This window comes from Pseudoalteromonas umbrosa (assembly GCF_030125375.1).
Taxonomy (GTDB): Bacteria; Pseudomonadota; Gammaproteobacteria; order Enterobacterales; family Alteromonadaceae; genus Pseudoalteromonas; species Pseudoalteromonas umbrosa.
On sequence record NZ_JASJUU010000004.1, the window covers coordinates 116,547 to 133,494 of the forward strand.

Genomic DNA, 16,948 nt, shown 5'->3' on the forward strand with positions numbered 1-16,948 from the left:
GATTTGGGAGTATCAGGCTTGCAACAATTCGACGTCCTTATCGTCGGCGGCGGCATGGCGGGTGCCACTGCCGCCGTCAGTATTAAAAAACAAATTCCCGATTGCCGTATTGCGGTGGTAGAAGCGTTCGCTCCGAAAGCTAATAGCCACCCAAGCTTTGACGATCGCAGTATTGCTTTGGCTGAGCAATCGGTTGATTACCTGAGCAAACTGAATCTATTTAATAAAACATGGTCATTCGCTGAGCGGATCTCGCAGGTCAACGTGTCTGATAGAGGGCACTTTGGTAAAGCCTCCATCACGCCTGAGGAATATCAAGTTGATGCGCTTGGCTATGTAGTTGAGGTAAATCCATATGGTCAGTTTTTACATCAGCAATTACAAAACCAAGATATCACCTTATTTTGCCCTGCAAAGGTAAAAACTGTAACGCAGCACACCGAGTATGTTGAAGTTGAACTCGATGCGGAGCAATCACCTGTTTTGCAAGCAAAGCTTTTGGTGATAGCGGACGGCGCGCATTCGCCTACGCGCGGGCTATTAAATTTAGAGTTTGATAGTTTCCCTTATGAGCAAGGAGCGTTAATTGCCAATGTGAAAGTGTCACCGGGTCATCAGGGGAAAGCGTTTGAGCGTTTTACATCGCAAGGGCCCATCGCACTGTTGCCAATGAGTGACGACCGATTTTCTGTCGCATGGTGTATGAACAAAGATGTCTTGGAAGAGGTACTCGGGCTTGATGACTGTGCCTTTTTAGCGCGATTACAGCAAGAATTTGGTTACCGAGGTGGCGTGTTTGAAGCCGTAGGTAAGCGCAGTCGCTATCCTTTGGTGCATGGGCGGATCTCCAGTGTTGTGCACCACCGCGTGGTGGTCATTGGTAATGCCGCGCACGCCATCCACCCCATTGCTGGGCAAGGCTTTAACTTGGGCATGCGCGACATTCAATGTTTAGTATCGCAACTACAATCCTCGGACATCGCAACATGGGGCGAACATGCATTTACGCAGGCGTATAAGATTGCCAGAGATAGCGATATTGGTCGGGTGATGACACTCACCGATGGTCTGGTACGACTCTTTTCTAATGAGTCCCGCAGTGTAGCGTTTGGACGCAGCTGTGGCCTGATGATGATTAGTCTCTTCCCTAATTTAAAAGCACCGTTAGCCAGACAGCTAATGGGTCGAGTGCAATAAAAGGAGCTCTCATGCAGCAAGTGCAAGTATGTATTGTTGGCGGTGGCTGTGTCGGTTTAACTTTGGCACTTGGGCTAGCACAGCAAGATGTGTCGGTCATGGTTTTGGATGCAGGTAATGCACCTAAGCCTTTGGCTGAGGACTACAGTATGCGTGTCAGTGCAATTAGTTTGGCCAGCCAGCAGTTATTTGAATCGCTAGATGTATGGCAGGACATTTTTGCTAGCCGCGCCACGCCTTATACCGCGATGGACGTCAGAGATGCAGATAGTTTTGGTAAAATCGCCTTTGACGCGCAGTCTTTGCAGCTACCACAACTTGGTCACATCATCGAAAACGATGGGATCCGCTACGCGCTCTATAATAAATTGCAGGCCTTTGAAAATGTGACGCTGGCATTTGAGAGCCGTTATCAGGCTATCCATCAAACCGAAACGGATGTATTGATAACGTTGAATTCAGGCATGCCCGTGATGAGTAAATTGCTGGTGGCAGCAGATGGCGCGAATTCAGGTGTACGTAGGTTATTTGATATGCCGTTGAGCTTTTGGGATTACGACCACCATGCCATTGTGGCGACGGTAAAAACGGATTGCACACACCAGCATACCGCCCGTCAGGTTTTTTTACCAACTGGCCCATTGGCATTTTTACCATTGGCAGAAGAGACTATGCATTCTATCGTATGGTCTACCTCTCCTGAGCATGCTGAGCAGTTAATGGCGCAAAGTCCCAGTGAGTTTAATAAGTCCTTATCTGCGGCCATTGATATGCAATGTGGCTTGTGTGAAGTGCAAAGTGAGCGAGCTGTATTTCCATTGACCATGCGCTATGCCCAGCAGTGGCTCAAAGGCCGTGTGGTGTTAATGGGCGATGCAGCGCACACCATTCACCCACTGGCAGGGCTTGGTATGAATTTAGGCTTAAAGGATGCCGCGCACCTGATCAAAGCATTGGGAGAGCAAAGCCAAGAATTTGCCGCGCACAAAGTGCTTAGAGAGTATGAGCGGGCGCGCAAGCTTGATGCGCAAAAGCACATTGCCATGATGCAGGGCCTAAAAGATTTATTTGAGGGCGCACATCCAGCTAAAAAACTGATCCGTGGGTTAGGGTTGAGCTTGGTTGATAATCTAGGCCCAATTAAAAGCTTGTTTGTAAAGCAGGCTGTCGGGCAATAGCGCTACGCCAAACGCAGCGCGATAAACTCAGCGAGCTTGTTCACCGCATGGGCAGACTCCTGAGTATTCTTTATTAGACTGATCCCAATCTCTCCAAGTTCAGGAAGCTGGGGTGTATGTTCTTGATAGGTCAGCTCACTGGGGACGGTATTTTTTGCCAATACAGTGATCCCCAGACCTTCTTTAAGCGCAGCGGTTAAACCAGTCAAATCAGCATTGCTGTAAACGATGCGAAAAGGACGTCCGCTTTGCTGTAGTGCTTCGATGGCGCGGCGACGGTAAATGCAGCCCTCCGGTGCAGTCACTAAAGTGATGACTTCTTTTTTAGCGAGATTCAAGTCACCGACCCAGACCAGTTGGTCACGCATAAAGATTGGGTGACTGACAGACTCAAGCTCTTCGTTGAGTGCCAATACCAAGTCAAATTGATCTTGCCTTGATACCGAAAGTAAATGCTTACTTAGTCTTGATTTCACTTCTAGTGCTACATCAGGGTAAAGAGAGACAAAGTCACCAATAATTGCTGGCAGAATACGGGCGGCAAATTCACTGGGGATCCCAAGACGTACACGCCCTGTGACACTCTCAGAAGTAAACTGCTGTAAAATAGCATCATTGTATTGCAGCATTTGTTTTGCTTGCGGCAGTAGCAGCTCGCCATATTGATTAAGTACTTGGCGCTGACCCTGCTTTTTAAACAATTTACAGCCAAGCAAATCTTCTAAGCGACGGATCTGTAAACTCACAGCGGGTTGCGATAAGCCCAGTAGTTCGCCTGCTTTTGCAAAACCTCCGACCTCTACAACCGTGACGAGTGTCCGTAGGCCATCAATTGATAAGTTCTTCATATTTAAAAAAGCTATTTATAAAACTCGAATACATTAATATTATTTATCAATTGATAAATAATTACAATTTGTTGTTGCCATTCACCCCCCCTATACTTTTGTCCATCTTCATTTCACTAAGGTGGTTGTATGACGTTTTCTCCAATAATTTTTGCCAAGCATCGTCAAGGGACGGTACCTGCTGAAAATGCCTACAGTGCATTGGCCGGTCAGGTGGTATTGGATTTTAGTGGCTTTGAAACAACTCCTTTTCTTAATCAAGAGCTTGGCATTAACTTAAACAAGTTAATTGCGCCGGGTTTAGGCATTCAAGGGTCGTTTGCAAATGGCCATCGTTATGCTGTTTATTACTTTAGTGAAACCGCTTATCGCTTCATTTTGGACCAAGACGCAGCACATACATTGCAAGCGCTGGTTGACCAACATGAGCAGGACTATGACATCGAATTGATGCGCCGTGATGATTTGGCCATTGCACAACTCAGTGGTGCGGCAGCATTTGAGTCATTGTTAACCCATTTTTCGCTCACACCGGGCTTAGGTATTTCTGACTTGCAGGCTTGCTATGGCAAGCAAAGTGGCGATGTGTTCATCACAACGCTATTGCAAGACGGTGTGCAGCAGCATCAACTCATCGCGCAGCCAGAGCCACTATCACTATGGCAAAAGAAGTTAAGCGATGCAGGTTTTTGCATTAACTAATTCCGTGCATTTGAGCTGATTATCAGCTCATGATTAACCCCATCGAGACTATGTGCTCGATTATATGTAACTCACCTTGAGTGGCTACATAAACCAAAAAAGTGAAGGACAAGTATGACTTCTAAAACAGTACTACATGCTAAGCACCTAGAAGCTGGCGCTAAAATGGTTGATTTCCACGGTTGGGAAATGCCAATCAACTATGGCTCACAAATCGAAGAGCACCACGCAGTGCGTCAAGATGCAGGTATGTTCGACGTATCTCACATGACCATTGTTGATGTAAAAGGTGCTGACGCACAGGCGTTTTTACGCAAGCTAGTGGCAAACGATGTTGCTAAGCTAACGGTTGCAGGTAAAGCGCTTTACACAGGCATGTTGAATGAGCAAGGCGGCGTAATTGACGACCTTATCATCTACTTCTTCACAGAAACAGATTATCGTTTAGTTGTAAATTCAGCAACGCGTGAAAAAGATCTGGCGCACATCGGCTCAGTCGCGGCTGATTTTGACGTGACAGTGACTGAGCGTCCAGAGTACGCGATGATTGCCGTTCAAGGTCCAAATGCAAAAGAAAAAACAGCAACTATCTTAAATGACGAGCAGCGTGCTGCTGTTGAAGGTATGAAGCCATTCTTTGGTGCGCAAGCTGGAAAACTATTCATTGCAACAACAGGTTACACTGGCGAAGCTGGCTACGAGATTGTTGTGCATAACGACGATGCTGCAGAGCTTTGGCAGCAACTGCTAGACGCGGGCGTGCGTCCGGCTGGCTTAGGTGCACGTGATACGCTACGTTTAGAAGCAGGCATGAACTTGTACGGCTCTGATATGGATGAAACTGTATCTCCACTGGCTGCTAACATGGCTTGGACCATTGCTTGGGAACCAGAAGATCGTGACTTCATCGGTCGTAAAGTGGTTGAGCAACAACGTGCTGACAAGAGCACTGATAAGTTAGTTGGCTTGGTGCTTGAGAGCAAAGGTGTTTTACGCGGTGGCTCTAAAGTTATCGTAGAAGGTGGCGAAGGTGTTATCACTTCTGGTACATTCTCCCCGACTTTAGGTTTTAGCGTAGCATTGGCACGTGTACCTCGTTCAACTGGGGAAACGGCACAAGTTGAAATGCGCAAAAAGCTGGTAGACGTTAAAGTAGTGAAGCCTTGCTTCGTACGTAACGGTAAGTCAGTGATCTAAAATCATTGTAACGAGTAGAATAATGGGCGGTTGCCCAATTAAAACGACCAAAGGAACAAAAAATGAGCAACATTCCTAGCGAGTTAAAATACGCATCTTCACACGAATGGGTTCGCGCTGAAGGCGACGGTGTATTCACTGTAGGTATCACTGAGCATGCACAAGAACTTCTAGGCGACATGGTATTTGTTGACCTACCTGACGTGGATGACGAAGTAGATGCTGGCGAAGACTGTGCAGTTGCTGAGTCTGTAAAAGCGGCTTCTGATATCTACGCACCAATCACTGGTACTATCGTTGAAATCAACGAAGAGCTAGAAGACTCTCCTGAGTCTGTAAACAACGACCCATACGGTGACGGTTGGTTATTCAAAGTGAAGGCGTCTGACGAGTCTGAGCTTGAAAACCTACTTGACGCTGAAGGTTATTCAAATTCAATCGACGAAGACTAATTCGTTGGATGACTAAAAGCCCCATTTTTTGGGGCTTTTGTTGTTAAATCAAACCGCTTTGGTTTGGTTTACTCTCAAAGCATTATTTGTGACTGCGTTACCAAGGCCTTTGTCTGGCAACACTGCTAGGCATCAATGCAGGAACACCCATTTTATTTGGATCATAGGAATCTGGACTAATGTCAAACGCCAAATCTCTTGAACAGTTAGAGCAAAAGCAAGACTTTATTCGTCGCCATATCGGCCCGAATGCCGCACAAGTAAGCGAAATGCTTGCTGAGCTTGGAGTATCAAGTGTTGAAGAGCTGATCGGTCAAACGGTACCTGACTCTATTCGTTTAGAAACAGGTCTTAAGATTGGTGAAAGCCGTACAGAAGTTGAAACGCTGAGCTACCTAAAATCAGTAGCAGGTCAAAACAAAGTATTTAAATCATACATTGGCCAAGGTTATCACCCAACACACGTACCTAATGTCATTTTACGTAATGTGTTAGAAAACCCAGGTTGGTACACAGCGTATACGCCTTATCAGCCAGAGATCGCACAGGGGCGTTTGGAGTCTCTTCTTAATTTCCAAACTCTAACAATGGATGTCACAGGCCTAGACTTGGCAAGTGCATCTTTGCTTGATGAGTCTACCGCAGCGGCAGAGGCAATGGCCCTAGCTAAGCGTGTAGCAAAAGCGAAAAAAGCAAATACATTCTTCATTGCAGATGACGTACACACTCAAACGATTGACGTAGTAAGCACACGTGCTGAACAGTTTGGTTTTGACGTAGTTGTAGCGCCTGCAAGCGACGTGGTAAATTACGAGATCTTCGGTGCACTATTCCAGTACCCGTCAACATCAGGTGAAGTGGTTGATGTCACTGACCTAATCGCACAAGTACAAGACAAAAAAGCGATCGCCTGTGTTGCTGCAGACATCATGAGCTTAATGCTATTGAAAGCACCGGGTAAACTAGGTGCAGACGTGGTACTTGGTTCGGCACAGCGCTTTGGTGTACCTATGGGTTACGGTGGTCCACACGCAGCTTTCTTCGCAACACGCGACAAGTACAAGCGTTCACTACCTGGTCGTATCATTGGTGTTTCTAAAGACCGTTTAGGTAACGATGCACTACGTATGGCGATGCAGACGCGTGAGCAGCATATCCGTCGTGAAAAAGCGAACTCAAACATTTGTACAGCGCAGGTATTGCTAGCTAACATGGCTGCATTCTACGCGGTGTACCACGGTCCTCAAGGTCTTAAAACTATTGCACAGCGCATCAACCGCTTTGCAAGCATCTTGGCGACTGGCCTTAAGTCAAAAGGCGTTGCACTGAAGCACGACACTTGGTTTGATACCATCACGGTTGTGGCTGAAGACGCAGATAAAAACGCGGTCGTTGCACGTGCCGTTGCAAAAGAAGTGAACTTTGCAATTAACCACGCAGGTGAGTATTCAATCGCACTGAATGAGACAACGACACGCGCTGACATCACAGAATTATTCGACATCATCCTTGGCGAAGGCCACGGTCTTGATGTGGCTGCGCTTGACGCAGAGGTTGCGGCAAACGACATCACAGGTATCCCAGCAAGCTTGGTACGTGATGACGAGATCCTAACCCATCCAAACTTTAATGAGTATCACAGCGAAACTGAAATGCTGCGTTACATCAAGCGTTTAGAGAACAAAGATTTAGCATTGAACCACTCAATGATCTCTTTGGGCTCTTGTACTATGAAGCTAAACGCGACAGCGGAGATGATCCCAGTAACCTGGCCTGAATTCGCTGAGCTTCACCCATTCTGTCCACTTGAGCAAGCACAAGGTTATCAAACTATGATGACTGAGCTGCACGACTGGCTTGTAGATATCACAGGCTACGATGCCGTATCACTACAGCCAAACTCAGGTGCACAAGGCGAGTACGCGGGTCTTATCGCGATTCGTAAATACCATGAATCACGTGGCGACGCGCACCGTAATGTCTGTTTGATCCCAAGCTCTGCGCACGGTACTAACCCTGCGTCTGCGCAAATGGCCAGCATGAAAGTTGTGGTTGTTGGCTGTGATGATAAAGGTAACATTGACCTTGACGACTTACGTGCAAAAGCAGAAGAAGTGTCTGAGAACCTATCTTGTATCATGGTTACTTACCCGTCTACACACGGTGTATACGAAGAGACTATCCGTGAAGTATGTGACATCGTTCACCAGCACGGCGGTCAAGTATACATGGACGGCGCGAATATGAACGCGCAAGTAGGTGTGACAAGCCCAGGCTTCATCGGCTCTGACGTATCGCACTTAAACCTACACAAAACATTCTGTATCCCACACGGTGGTGGCGGTCCTGGTGTTGGTCCTATCGGTGTTAAATCGCACCTTGCGCCATTTATGCCTAACCACAGCATCATCAATGTTGCGGGTACAACAGAAGGCAATGGCGCGGTATCTGCTGCACCTTACGGCTCAGCGGCGATTTTACCTATCTCATGGGCATACATCGCGATGATGGGCAGCGAAGGTCTTAAGCAAGCGACTGAAATTGCGATTGTTAACGCGAACTACCTAACGGCGAAACTAGCGGACCACTACCCAGTGCTATATCGCGGCCGTAACGACCGTGTTGCGCACGAGTGTATCGTTGACTTACGTCCACTTAAAGATGCGTCTGGCATCACTGAAATGGACGTGGCGAAGCGTCTTATGGACTACGGCTTCCACGCACCAACAATGTCATTCCCAGTTGCTGGCACACTGATGATCGAGCCTACTGAGTCTGAGTCTAAAGTTGAAATCGATCGCTTTATCGAAGCGATGATCTCAATTCGTAAAGAGATTGCAAAGGTTGAGTCTGGTGAGTGGTCTATTGAGAATAACCCACTTGTATTTGCACCGCACACACAAGCTGACGTATTAGGAAACGAGTGGGAGCGCGCATATGACCGTTTTTACGCGGCATTCCCAGTACCGGCTGTAGCAAAAGACAAGTTCTGGCCAACGGTAACCCGTATCGATGACGTATACGGTGACCGTAACCTAATCTGTTCATGTCCAGCCGTTGAGACATATGCAGAGTAATTGATATCTGATTGTCGGGAGAAATCCTGACATGGATTTTGATTTGAAAACCGCCTTAAGAGATTAAGGCGGTTTTTTTGTGGGTGGGTTTTGGTTTCAGTTGCAATCTCGCCCTCGTCATCCTGACGGAGGTCAGTATCCATGTCTATTAGGGTTATCAGGTTAACAACAGTTATGGTGTCGACAGCAGCCTTCAACTATACATTTTGTCGCGTTGGCGACGACAACCAAGGGACGGCTGCCGTTGGCCTCTCGGGTGCGACCTTCGCTCTGGACTCTCCCAGCGCTCTATTATCTAGAGATAAGTGAGTTTGTAATTCCTAGGAATTTTATAATAAAGATTATTCTATAATAGTATTTCTCTCTTTTATTGAACAGTATGCCATTGTAATAAGTGCACCAAATGTTAAAGCCCATAGTAAATAAGCGACTATAGGGTATAGATCATAAAAGAATTGAAAATCTATGTCGTAAATATTTCTTACAGTATTTTCTGCTAATGCTAGCAAGCAATTGAAAGCCGATAGTATGAAAAACCAGTGAAAAAAAGCATCAAAATCTGTTAATGAAACTTTACTTGAACCGAATAGTTTTTTTGATAATTGTACCCTGAAAATAAAAACACAGACAGCAACAAGGTTAATGACGAACTGAAGTCCAAAAATAATAGTACCTTTACTCAGATAATCATTATTTTGAGCAATTGGATCAATTAACTTAGTAAAGGTTATGTATTCTATCCCATTGATTACTACAAGGAATAGAGAGATGTGAGTTAAATTTATATCGTTGTTTTTTAAGCCAAAAATGAAACATACACTAAGAAGCATTAAGTATAAGGGAGCTACATATTGTGGTTCCCATAATTGAATAAAATACAGAGTAAAAGCTGAAATAATAAGCAAGATTATATTAAATGGTTTCATGGCTTTTTGCCTTTAAAATCATCAATACTTTTCACAGCTGATTGGGCTTTTGGCTTCGCTGGTCTGTAAGGACCTCTACCACAAATCTTCTCACAGTCTTTTGGGTTTAATAGAGTTCTCATTCTTCATCTCCCTTTATGATTGACTCTCCGGTCTTATTACCATTTACTTGTTCGCGAACAGCTTTGATTTGTCTAAACACTACACTTACGTCTACCTTACAGTAATATAACCAAAAAAATAAATCCCTTCCCCTAACCTTGATAACATTTAATTCATAATCAATGATGGTTTTACTTTCTAAATTGAGTTTGGTTGCCATGTTTTTTTGCGCAATCCCTGCTTTTAGGCGCATAGCCTTTAAATCATCGCCATTAATCACATCCTTTTCTCCTTTTAACGAAGTTTTTCAAATGTTAACATTTGGTTTTAAATTTGAAAGTGTTTTGTTCTTTTGGTCTGTGCTCAGCTGTAATTCCATCTTGGCGAATGTCAGGAGCCATTTTTGAGCTGTTAGTTTTAATCATGTATTTGCTGGTAATAGCAGTCTCCAATTAAACATTTTGTCGCGTTGGCGACGACAACCAAAGAGGGGCTGACGCTGGTCCCTCTCTGGACTCTCCCAGCGCCCCGCTATCACGCTGTTTCTTCAAATAATCAATTGATGTGAACGTAACCGCCACGAAGGCACATCCATGTGCCAACGTGGCTTGGCTCGCATCCATGCGATCGCATTACTCATCAATTGTTTATTTTCAGGCGTGATAGAAGGGGGAGTGGAGTTGTCTGTAGTTTGTTTGCTTGAGGTGGAATATCAAAGGCTCTCGCTTCTGTAGTTAAGAGATGCTGGGTTCAGCTGCAATCTCGCCTTCGTCATCCTAACGGAGGTCAGGATCCATTTTGCAGAGGTGTTAGGTTCAGCTGCAATCGCACCATCGTCATCCTGACGAAGGTCAGGATCCATTTTGCAGAGATGCTGGGTTCAGCTGCAATCTCGCCTTCGTCATCCTAACGGAGGTCAGGATCCATTTTGCAGAGGTGTTAGGTTCAGCTGCAATCTCACCTTCGTCGTCCTGATGAACGTCAGGATCCATTTTGCAAAGGTGTTAGGTTCAGCTGCAATCTCGCCTTCGTCATCCTGACGAACGTCAGGAACCATGTTTATTAGGACTAGCAGTTTAGTAACAGTGTGGGTTTGGACAGCAGCCTTCAACTAAACATTTTGTCGCGTTGGCGACGGCAACCAAAGAGGGGCTGACGCTGGCCCCTCTTTGGACGCTCCCAGCGCCCCGCTATCACGCTCATCTTCAAATAAGCCTTAACCGCTACGAAGGCACATCCATGTGCCAGCGTGGCTTGGCTCGCATCCATGCGAGCGCATTACTCTTCTTTAGATTTTTATAATTGGTAATAATTTTAAGAAGGCTTTATAGCTTTCCAACATCTTTAATTGGTGACCGGCTGTAAAGCTTGCTTTTAGAAATGAAGGTTAGTTAGTAAAGTATTATAAAAATTAACGATTTTATTTGTGAGTAGCAAGGTTTTAAATTTGATTGGTTAATGTAATTTTTAGCGTTTTATGTCAGAGTTAACTTAAGTCTAAGTAGAATTAAGTTATTTATTAAAGGATTAGCATATGCCGTTATTCGACAATAAACAGTTACAATATTTCGGAGCTAGTGCTGGCGCCTATTCACCAGTTACAGTAAGAGAAGCAACGGGAGATAAGTCAGTAACAGTTGATAAGTTCGAAAAAAAAGTACTGGAGACATGTTATCCATTAGATAGTTTTACTCGAGCTGGCGGTGCCCTGCCTGACGGAAAAGCAACTCATGTAACTTTCAAGCATCTTGTAGGCACAGAAGTTTTCGAACACGATCTAGCAATAAAATATCCTAAAGCTAATAAAAATGAACTAAGACTTTATTTTAATAGAAATAGTGAGTTCTATCCTTCCTCTGAGGATGTCTGGTTTATATTTAGTAGGTTTGACGAAAATATACCGTATATAGGTTTTATGAATGCCACGGCATGGAATAAAATAGGACAAGAAAAAAGCCCTCAAGATATCTTTGAGCACGATTATTCTTTTGATGAAGAAGATGAACAATATCAAAAAAGTATTGCATCACCAGAAGAACCAAAAGGGTCCAGTATATCAACAATTGTGCGGTATAATCGAAACCCAAAGTTGGCCCGTGAAGCTATTTCTAGAGCTCGTTATATTTGTGAATATGATAAAAATCATACAACATTTATTTCAGGCACTACTAAAAATAATTTCTTAGAAGCTCACCATTTGCTACCTGTATCTGAAGAGAGTAGTGAGTTGTTTAAAGTAAACTTAGATGTTTTAGAGAACATAATAGCTCTATGTCCTAATTGTCATAGAGCTATTCACTATGGAGACCAAGAAACTAAGTTCAAGCTTTTAGAAAAGTTATTTAATAATCGAAAAGAAAACTTGGCTCAGAAGGGAATAAGATTAAATTTTGAGACACTTTTACAAATCTACAGTGTAAAATAAGTTAGTAAAAGTGTACGTAATATAATCTATATTCCTCATTTAACTTTCAAGTATTCAGATATATTCTCAGATATTGACTGTACTATAGGTACAACGACTGAATTTCCAAGCTGTTTATAAGTAGGTGTTTTACTGTGGGGTAGCCAAAAATTTTTTGGGTACCCAAACAGATTTGCACATTCTCGTTTTGTAAGTTTCCGAGGGTTCATACCTTCTCTCTGAGGAGGTACAAGACATTCTTTTCCATCTTTACCATATCTCGCGACAATAGTATTTGAAGGCTTATTCAAATCAGCCATATGTGCTGTAAACCCAGTACCTCTATCAATATTTCTCTTTGTTCTATTTATATGACCCTGCCATAGCTTGTCTGAAATCGTATATTCCTCAAGTTCATCAAAGCTAAGCTCTTCCAGAGCTTCTTTTAAAGGTATAGGTTGCCCGTCAAAGTTGGGAAAATTGAATTCTCCCTTAAGTTTGTATATATCTTTTCTAATACAAACCATGAAACATCGTTTTCGGCTTTGTGCAACCACTGTATCTGAGTTAATTATTGAGAAATGGAAAGTGTAACTTTGCTTATCGTTATTGCCCCCCGACAGGTTTTCCATCGTTTCTCTAATAACCTTAAATGTTTCTCCTTTATTATGCGAAATGATATTTCGCACATTTTCCATAAAAATAATTTTTGGTTGCTTTACGTATGCAATTCTAGCAATTGAGTGAAATAAGGTACCCTGAGTGCTACAGTCAAAACCATGGTTATGACCCAAAGAAGAGCGAGCTGAGACGCCTGCAAGACTAAATGGTTGGCATGGAAAACCTCCAGCTAAAACATCATGGTCCGGTATTAAATTACTCAAAAGCGTGTCTTCAATCTCTTCTCCAGTGAATTGGTTAATATCACCAAAAGGAAACTTTCCATGATTCTTAAAATATGTTTGTTTAGCAGACTTATCCCACTCACTTGAAAACAAGCACTTCCCCCCAGTGTTTTGAAGTGCCAATTTAAATCCACCTATACCTGCGAAGAGATCTATAAATGAGAAATCATTTTTTATTGACGGGAAAAGGATATTACTAAGTAATGAATCTAGGGTTGTGTCATGTAAGGCGCAAAAATCATTAACCTCACTTCTCCATAATGTTATCAATTCTATGCTTCTTAGCTTGAAATTTATCTCAGGTGTATGAAGCCAATGAGAAATACAAGCTAAGAGCTCATCTTCTTGCTTTAATAAAGGAAAAGTTGCAACTGTTTTATCATAGATACTGCGAATTAAATCTTCATACATGCTCATTCTTCAAAGCCGATTACTGTGTTTTTATACATGAACAATTTTAGATTATTTCGAATGCAGTTGTAAGGGAAAGTGTGAAAATAAAAATTTAATCTAATGAGCAGTGGTAGGAGTCAAAGGGGAAGAGTAGCTTTTCTCCACTTCTAATCAATCCCCCCCCATACAGCCCTTGAAAAACACCATATATACTTACCCTATTACCATCCAACCCCCCCCATTTAATGTATCATCCTGATATCAACCATTTAGCACAGCTATTCATGTCAAAATTAACTGCGAAGCAGAACATCAATGCAATAGTGACGGCGATAAAAGCCGAAGAGGCATCGCTTAGGGCGCGTTACCCTATTCTTAAGTGGCAAAACGGTATTGCCATGGTCATTTTGCTGTTGTCATTGTGTTCATTCATTGGCGTTGCGACGCTGTATTATGTTGCGGCGATACCTGCGTGGGTGTGTATTATTTTAGTGGCTTTGATCACCTCTATTGCGCATGAGCTTGAGCATGATTTGCTCCACAAGCAGTATTTTAGCCAGCGCCCGTTTGTACATAATTTTATGATGTTAAGTGTGTGGTTGATGCGGCCAAATACGGTGAACCCTTGGTATCGCAGGAAGATACATCTGCACCATCATAAAGTGTCTGGTACTTCGCAGGATTTAGAAGAGCGTTTGGTGGGCAATGGCATTCAATCGCCTTTTTTACGGGCTGTGGTTATCCTCGATGCCCTGTTAGGGCTGCTTATAAATTCAAAGCGCTTTAGTAAAGAAATTCGTGGCTTTAAGTTTTTTCGAGTCTTTAATGCTGGCGCGCCGTTAGCAATTGCTTACTTTGGTATTTTGTATGGGGTGCTAACTTATTATGCGCTGCAATTTGTAATGCCATTCACATTGCCTGCATGGGGGGGGGAGTTTCTGGCGGTGGCTGAGTTTTTAATGGTGGTATTGATTGTGCCCAATATGCTCCGCTCAGCGTCATTGAATTTGATCACTTCTTCTATGCATTATTATGGTGGTGTGACGAATGTATTAGAGCAAACCCATGTGATCACTAGCCGCTGGTTTTTACCTTTTCAATTATTTTGCTTTGATTTTGGTCGCACTCATACCATTCACCATTTTGTGCCAAATCAGCCCTTTTATATTCGACAAGTGATCAGTCAAAAAATACGCCCAGTGATGGCAAAACATGGTGTACGCTTTGATGATTTACATAGTTTAAGGCATGCAAATAGGTATTTGGCGAAGAAGGAGTGAGGGGATTGGGAATTCAGGTAGGCTATGGTTACAATGGCTTAATTTACCTTGCGCAAAAGTAATCTTGCTCCGCAAGATGTATTTTGCACGAGCCCACCTTGCAGCTGGTACGATGAGTTGCTACTCTCGAATTAAATAATCATAATTTGAGGCAAGGTCATGCAGGAGTTTTTCGAGAAGTTTGCAATTAACACAAAAATTAATGTGGTTTGGGGCGAAATGGATGCGTTGGGGCATGTGAATAACGTGTCGTACTTCCGCTATTTTGAAACCGCAAGGATTGATTTTTTAAAGCAAACTGGCTTGCTCTCTATTTTATCTGAGCCCAGCCATAGTCCTGTTCTACGTGATACCTACGCGCAATACAAACGACCTGTTACTTTCCCTGACACTCTTTATATTGGCTCATACATTACTGACATCAAAGAAGACCGTTTTACTATGCGCTATGAAGCATTTAGTGAGTCACAGCGAGCAATCTGTACAACGGGGTATGCCACAGTGGTGATGTTTAATATGAAAACAGGGCAAAAAGCGGCCATTCCGAATGATATGCTCGCGATTTTGAAGCAATATGAGATGGAACCTTAGGGAGCAGAATAATTCGCTCTCGCTGTTTTGTACATAGCGGCCACTTAAGGGGTAAAGAGCTATTTGTGAGATCAGAGCAATGAATATGGAAAAAGCATTTTTCTGGCCTTTGGGGTTATCGATAGCCGTATTTAGATTTTGTTTAAAATGGTTCATTTCACCTTGCGCAAAGAGAATACCTTCGCTGCGCAAGGTGTATTTTGCACTAATGCACAGTGATCGGTTTGTCATTCACAACTAAAGACTGGCCATTTTTTTGGGCGCGCTGAAAGCTGGATATTAACACGTCATTAGACAAAGCATTAATGTCGTCGACCTCTTCAACCATGCAAAATGTGATGGAGTCCCAACCTAAATCTTTGATAAAGGTTTTAAGGTTGTTGATATTCTCCTTGTAGTTTTTGTCGGTTGTTAATAGGCCGATAGAGTGCTTGTTACCTAGTTTGTATTTACTTTGGTCTGTGGTCGAGCATTGTGCGTAACCGCTCAATACATACACGGTATTTGTGCTTTCATTCATTGTGATGTCATCACTCAATTGCAATTTTGTTCTTAGCTAATTTTGAATGCATTTTTCAAACCAAACTTTCTAAGTAGTACTAGGTTACTTTGCTAGACCTTGAAAGTAGAGGGAAAATATTCTTTTTTGAGTTGAATGAAGCCTAAGGTGTCAATTTTTTGCTAGATGTTTTTTTGCAGAGGCACAGCGCTATTGAGCATCAAGGCTAAATTTTGCCTTATGAACAATAGCTCTGTGCCTTTGCAATTGACTACTCACTGATTACTTTGGGAGCTTTTAATCTCACTATCAATGGTTTGATACCAAAATGTGCGACAACAGATACAATCACGAAGAGCACCACGCCAACAAATGGGATCATAGGGCCGGTAAAATAGGCGCCACCCAAAACATAGCCAACGATGGCTTCAATTCGATACAGGGGTAAAAACAGTGCGATAAAAGCAATGACAAGTAATAACGAGGCTGCGATTGATGAATAGCCGAGACTAAATATGGTCGATTGAATCAAGCTTATCAGTAACATGCCGACAAAGCTGCGCGCGGCTACGGTGTGAAAAGCTAAGCGGCTCTGCTCATCTTCTATCTGTTTACTTCTGTGCTCAATACCATAAGCGGTAAGCCACACTAACATAGGTAATATCAATAGTCCCCACCAATTGGATAAACCAGGCATGTCTTCTTGCGCTAAAAAGTGATGTGTAACAACACCGCCATTTAAGCTCTCCCACGTGAGTAGGGCGATTTGACATGCAACAACAGCGATCATTAAGTAGTTTCTTATTTTTTTGATATCCAAAATACAGTTCCTTAGCTTGTAGAGTCTGAGTATGACCTTATTCAGCAATAAGCAGACCAAAAAATAAAAGCCATAATTTTCAATGGCTTATTTATTTTTAAATTAAGATAAGGGCATTTTGATGCTAATTATTAGTGATTTTAATGAATAAATGGTGGTAATAATCAATGGCAGCTGGCAGTAAGTTCACGTAAGAGCAACCTTCAATAATATCGTAGCTTTTCGCAAGCTTGGCCGTAGCGCGTCTGTTCTGGTGTCAACTAAAGGTATGCTGTTACCAAACCATGGTTAGTTCCTTAGGGCGTTGCAATTACTGTCATATTGAATGTTTGAACATGTTATTTCTGATAAATATAGGTTATAAATGTTTATGGGGT

At 43.1% G+C, this 16,948-nt stretch carries 18 protein-coding genes; 10 read left to right on the top strand and 8 right to left on the bottom strand.

Features of this window, described 5'->3' with window-relative positions; translation table 11 throughout:
* Nucleotides 1-18 precede the first annotated feature (18 nt).
* Nucleotides 19-1,197, top strand: coding sequence for a 2-octaprenyl-6-methoxyphenyl hydroxylase (ubiH, locus tag QNM16_RS15395; RefSeq protein WP_284021336.1), 1,179 nt, complete (start codon nt 19-21; stop codon nt 1,195-1,197).
* Between the two features lie 11 nt (nt 1,198-1,208).
* Entirely contained in the window at nt 1,209-2,375 is a 1,167-nt protein-coding gene (locus QNM16_RS15400; protein WP_284021337.1) for an FAD-dependent monooxygenase, read from the top strand.
* 2 nt (nt 2,376-2,377) lie between these two features.
* Here QNM16_RS15400 and QNM16_RS15405 read toward each other — a convergent pair whose 3' ends face one another.
* On the bottom strand, nt 2,378-3,223 hold the full coding sequence (locus QNM16_RS15405) for a LysR family transcriptional regulator (RefSeq protein ID WP_284021338.1): 846 nt from the start codon (nt 3,221-3,223) through the stop codon (nt 2,378-2,380).
* 129 nt (nt 3,224-3,352) lie between these two features.
* On the opposite strand from QNM16_RS15405, the gene QNM16_RS15410 reads away from it, so the two are divergent.
* The 5 genes from QNM16_RS15410 to QNM16_RS15430 all read left to right on the top strand — a co-directional run bounded on the left by QNM16_RS15410 (nt 3,353) and on the right by QNM16_RS15430 (nt 8,960).
* A complete protein-coding gene (locus QNM16_RS15410) occupies nt 3,353-3,925 on the top strand; it encodes a hypothetical protein (protein WP_063362522.1) in 573 nt (190 codons plus the stop codon).
* Nucleotides 3,926-4,039: 114 nt separating this feature from the next.
* On the top strand, nt 4,040-5,122 hold the full coding sequence (gene gcvT / locus QNM16_RS15415) for a glycine cleavage system aminomethyltransferase GcvT (protein WP_284021339.1): 1,083 nt from the start codon (nt 4,040-4,042) through the stop codon (nt 5,120-5,122).
* Between the two features lie 62 nt (nt 5,123-5,184).
* Nucleotides 5,185-5,574: a glycine cleavage system protein GcvH gene (gene gcvH, locus QNM16_RS15420; RefSeq protein WP_046355903.1), complete on the top strand. Its 390-nt coding sequence runs from the start codon at nt 5,185-5,187 to the stop codon at nt 5,572-5,574.
* A 179-nt stretch (nt 5,575-5,753) separates the two neighbouring features.
* Entirely contained in the window at nt 5,754-8,651 is a 2,898-nt protein-coding gene (gene gcvP / locus QNM16_RS15425; RefSeq protein ID WP_284021340.1) for an aminomethyl-transferring glycine dehydrogenase, read from the top strand.
* 141 nt (nt 8,652-8,792) lie between these two features.
* The gene (locus tag QNM16_RS15430; RefSeq protein ID WP_284021341.1) at nt 8,793-8,960 is read left to right on the top strand and encodes a hypothetical protein; all 168 of its coding nucleotides are present in this window, start codon (nt 8,793-8,795) and stop codon (nt 8,958-8,960) included.
* Between the two features lie 32 nt (nt 8,961-8,992).
* Here the strand turns inward: QNM16_RS15430 and QNM16_RS15435 are convergent, their stop codons facing one another.
* The 4 genes from QNM16_RS15435 to QNM16_RS15450 form a co-directional block, all read right to left on the bottom strand.
* The gene (locus QNM16_RS15435) at nt 8,993-9,577 is read right to left on the bottom strand and encodes a hypothetical protein (RefSeq protein ID WP_284021342.1); all 585 of its coding nucleotides are present in this window, start codon (nt 9,575-9,577) and stop codon (nt 8,993-8,995) included.
* Nucleotides 9,574-9,699, bottom strand: coding sequence for a hypothetical protein (locus tag QNM16_RS15440; RefSeq protein WP_284021343.1), 126 nt, complete (start codon nt 9,697-9,699; stop codon nt 9,574-9,576). Before QNM16_RS15440 ends, QNM16_RS15435 begins: the two co-directional genes overlap by 4 nt.
* On the bottom strand, nt 9,696-9,959 hold the full coding sequence (locus QNM16_RS15445; protein WP_284021344.1) for an XRE family transcriptional regulator: 264 nt from the start codon (nt 9,957-9,959) through the stop codon (nt 9,696-9,698). The genes QNM16_RS15440 and QNM16_RS15445 overlap by 4 nt, the downstream gene beginning before the upstream one ends.
* 172 nt (nt 9,960-10,131) lie before the next feature.
* Nucleotides 10,132-10,302 carry a hypothetical protein gene (locus QNM16_RS15450; protein ID WP_284021345.1) on the bottom strand — a complete coding sequence of 57 codons (171 nt, stop codon included), beginning with the start codon at nt 10,300-10,302 and terminating at the stop codon, nt 10,132-10,134.
* A 911-nt stretch (nt 10,303-11,213) separates the two neighbouring features.
* Here QNM16_RS15450 and QNM16_RS15455 point away from each other — a divergent pair.
* Complete coding sequence (locus tag QNM16_RS15455) at nt 11,214-12,104, top strand: HNH endonuclease (RefSeq protein ID WP_284021346.1); 891 nt, start codon at nt 11,214-11,216, stop codon at nt 12,102-12,104.
* Between the two features lie 35 nt (nt 12,105-12,139).
* On the opposite strand, the gene QNM16_RS15460 is transcribed toward QNM16_RS15455, so the two are convergent.
* On the bottom strand, nt 12,140-13,399 hold the full coding sequence (locus QNM16_RS15460) for a DNA cytosine methyltransferase (protein ID WP_284021347.1): 1,260 nt from the start codon (nt 13,397-13,399) through the stop codon (nt 12,140-12,142).
* Nucleotides 13,400-13,665: 266 nt separating this feature from the next.
* Between QNM16_RS15460 and QNM16_RS15465 the strand changes: the two genes are divergently transcribed.
* A complete protein-coding gene (locus QNM16_RS15465) occupies nt 13,666-14,661 on the top strand; it encodes a fatty acid desaturase (RefSeq protein ID WP_284021348.1) in 996 nt (331 codons plus the stop codon).
* Between the two features lie 159 nt (nt 14,662-14,820).
* Nucleotides 14,821-15,252, top strand: coding sequence for an acyl-CoA thioesterase (locus tag QNM16_RS15470; protein WP_284021349.1), 432 nt, complete (start codon nt 14,821-14,823; stop codon nt 15,250-15,252).
* Between the two features lie 205 nt (nt 15,253-15,457).
* Here the strand turns inward: QNM16_RS15470 and QNM16_RS15475 are convergent, their stop codons facing one another.
* Both QNM16_RS15475 and QNM16_RS15480 read right to left on the bottom strand, forming a co-directional pair.
* Nucleotides 15,458-15,772 (bottom strand): hypothetical protein, encoded by a 315-nt coding sequence (locus QNM16_RS15475; RefSeq protein WP_284021629.1) that lies wholly within the window; start codon nt 15,770-15,772, stop codon nt 15,458-15,460.
* A gap of 250 nt (nt 15,773-16,022) precedes the next feature.
* Nucleotides 16,023-16,571 carry a hypothetical protein gene (locus QNM16_RS15480; RefSeq protein WP_284021350.1) on the bottom strand — a complete coding sequence of 183 codons (549 nt, stop codon included), beginning with the start codon at nt 16,569-16,571 and terminating at the stop codon, nt 16,023-16,025.
* Nucleotides 16,572-16,948 lie beyond the last annotated feature (377 nt).

What these genes read in the sequence shown, in the direction of transcription:
- QNM16_RS15400 (WP_284021337.1), top strand. Translation starts at nt 1,209, where the DNA reads ATGCAGCAAGTGCAAGTATGTATTGTTGGCGGTGGCTGTGTCGGTTTA.
- QNM16_RS15405 (WP_284021338.1), bottom strand. Translation starts at nt 3,223, where the DNA reads ATGAAGAACTTATCAATTGATGGCCTACGGACACTCGTCACGGTTGTA.
- QNM16_RS15410 (WP_063362522.1), top strand. Translation starts at nt 3,353, where the DNA reads ATGACGTTTTCTCCAATAATTTTTGCCAAGCATCGTCAAGGGACGGTA.
- gcvT (WP_284021339.1), top strand. Translation starts at nt 4,040, where the DNA reads ATGACTTCTAAAACAGTACTACATGCTAAGCACCTAGAAGCTGGCGCT.
- gcvH (WP_046355903.1), top strand. Translation starts at nt 5,185, where the DNA reads ATGAGCAACATTCCTAGCGAGTTAAAATACGCATCTTCACACGAATGG.
- gcvP (WP_284021340.1), top strand. Translation starts at nt 5,754, where the DNA reads ATGTCAAACGCCAAATCTCTTGAACAGTTAGAGCAAAAGCAAGACTTT.
- QNM16_RS15430 (WP_284021341.1), top strand. Translation starts at nt 8,793, where the DNA reads ATGTCTATTAGGGTTATCAGGTTAACAACAGTTATGGTGTCGACAGCA.
- QNM16_RS15435 (WP_284021342.1), bottom strand. Translation starts at nt 9,577, where the DNA reads ATGAAACCATTTAATATAATCTTGCTTATTATTTCAGCTTTTACTCTG.
- QNM16_RS15440 (WP_284021343.1), bottom strand. Translation starts at nt 9,699, where the DNA reads ATGAGAACTCTATTAAACCCAAAAGACTGTGAGAAGATTTGTGGTAGA.
- QNM16_RS15450 (WP_284021345.1), bottom strand. Translation starts at nt 10,302, where the DNA reads ATGGATGCGAGCCAAGCCACGTTGGCACATGGATGTGCCTTCGTGGCG.
- QNM16_RS15455 (WP_284021346.1), top strand. Translation starts at nt 11,214, where the DNA reads ATGCCGTTATTCGACAATAAACAGTTACAATATTTCGGAGCTAGTGCT.
- QNM16_RS15460 (WP_284021347.1), bottom strand. Translation starts at nt 13,399, where the DNA reads ATGTATGAAGATTTAATTCGCAGTATCTATGATAAAACAGTTGCAACT.
- QNM16_RS15465 (WP_284021348.1), top strand. Translation starts at nt 13,666, where the DNA reads ATGTCAAAATTAACTGCGAAGCAGAACATCAATGCAATAGTGACGGCG.
- QNM16_RS15470 (WP_284021349.1), top strand. Translation starts at nt 14,821, where the DNA reads ATGCAGGAGTTTTTCGAGAAGTTTGCAATTAACACAAAAATTAATGTG.
- QNM16_RS15475 (WP_284021629.1), bottom strand. Translation starts at nt 15,772, where the DNA reads ATGAATGAAAGCACAAATACCGTGTATGTATTGAGCGGTTACGCACAA.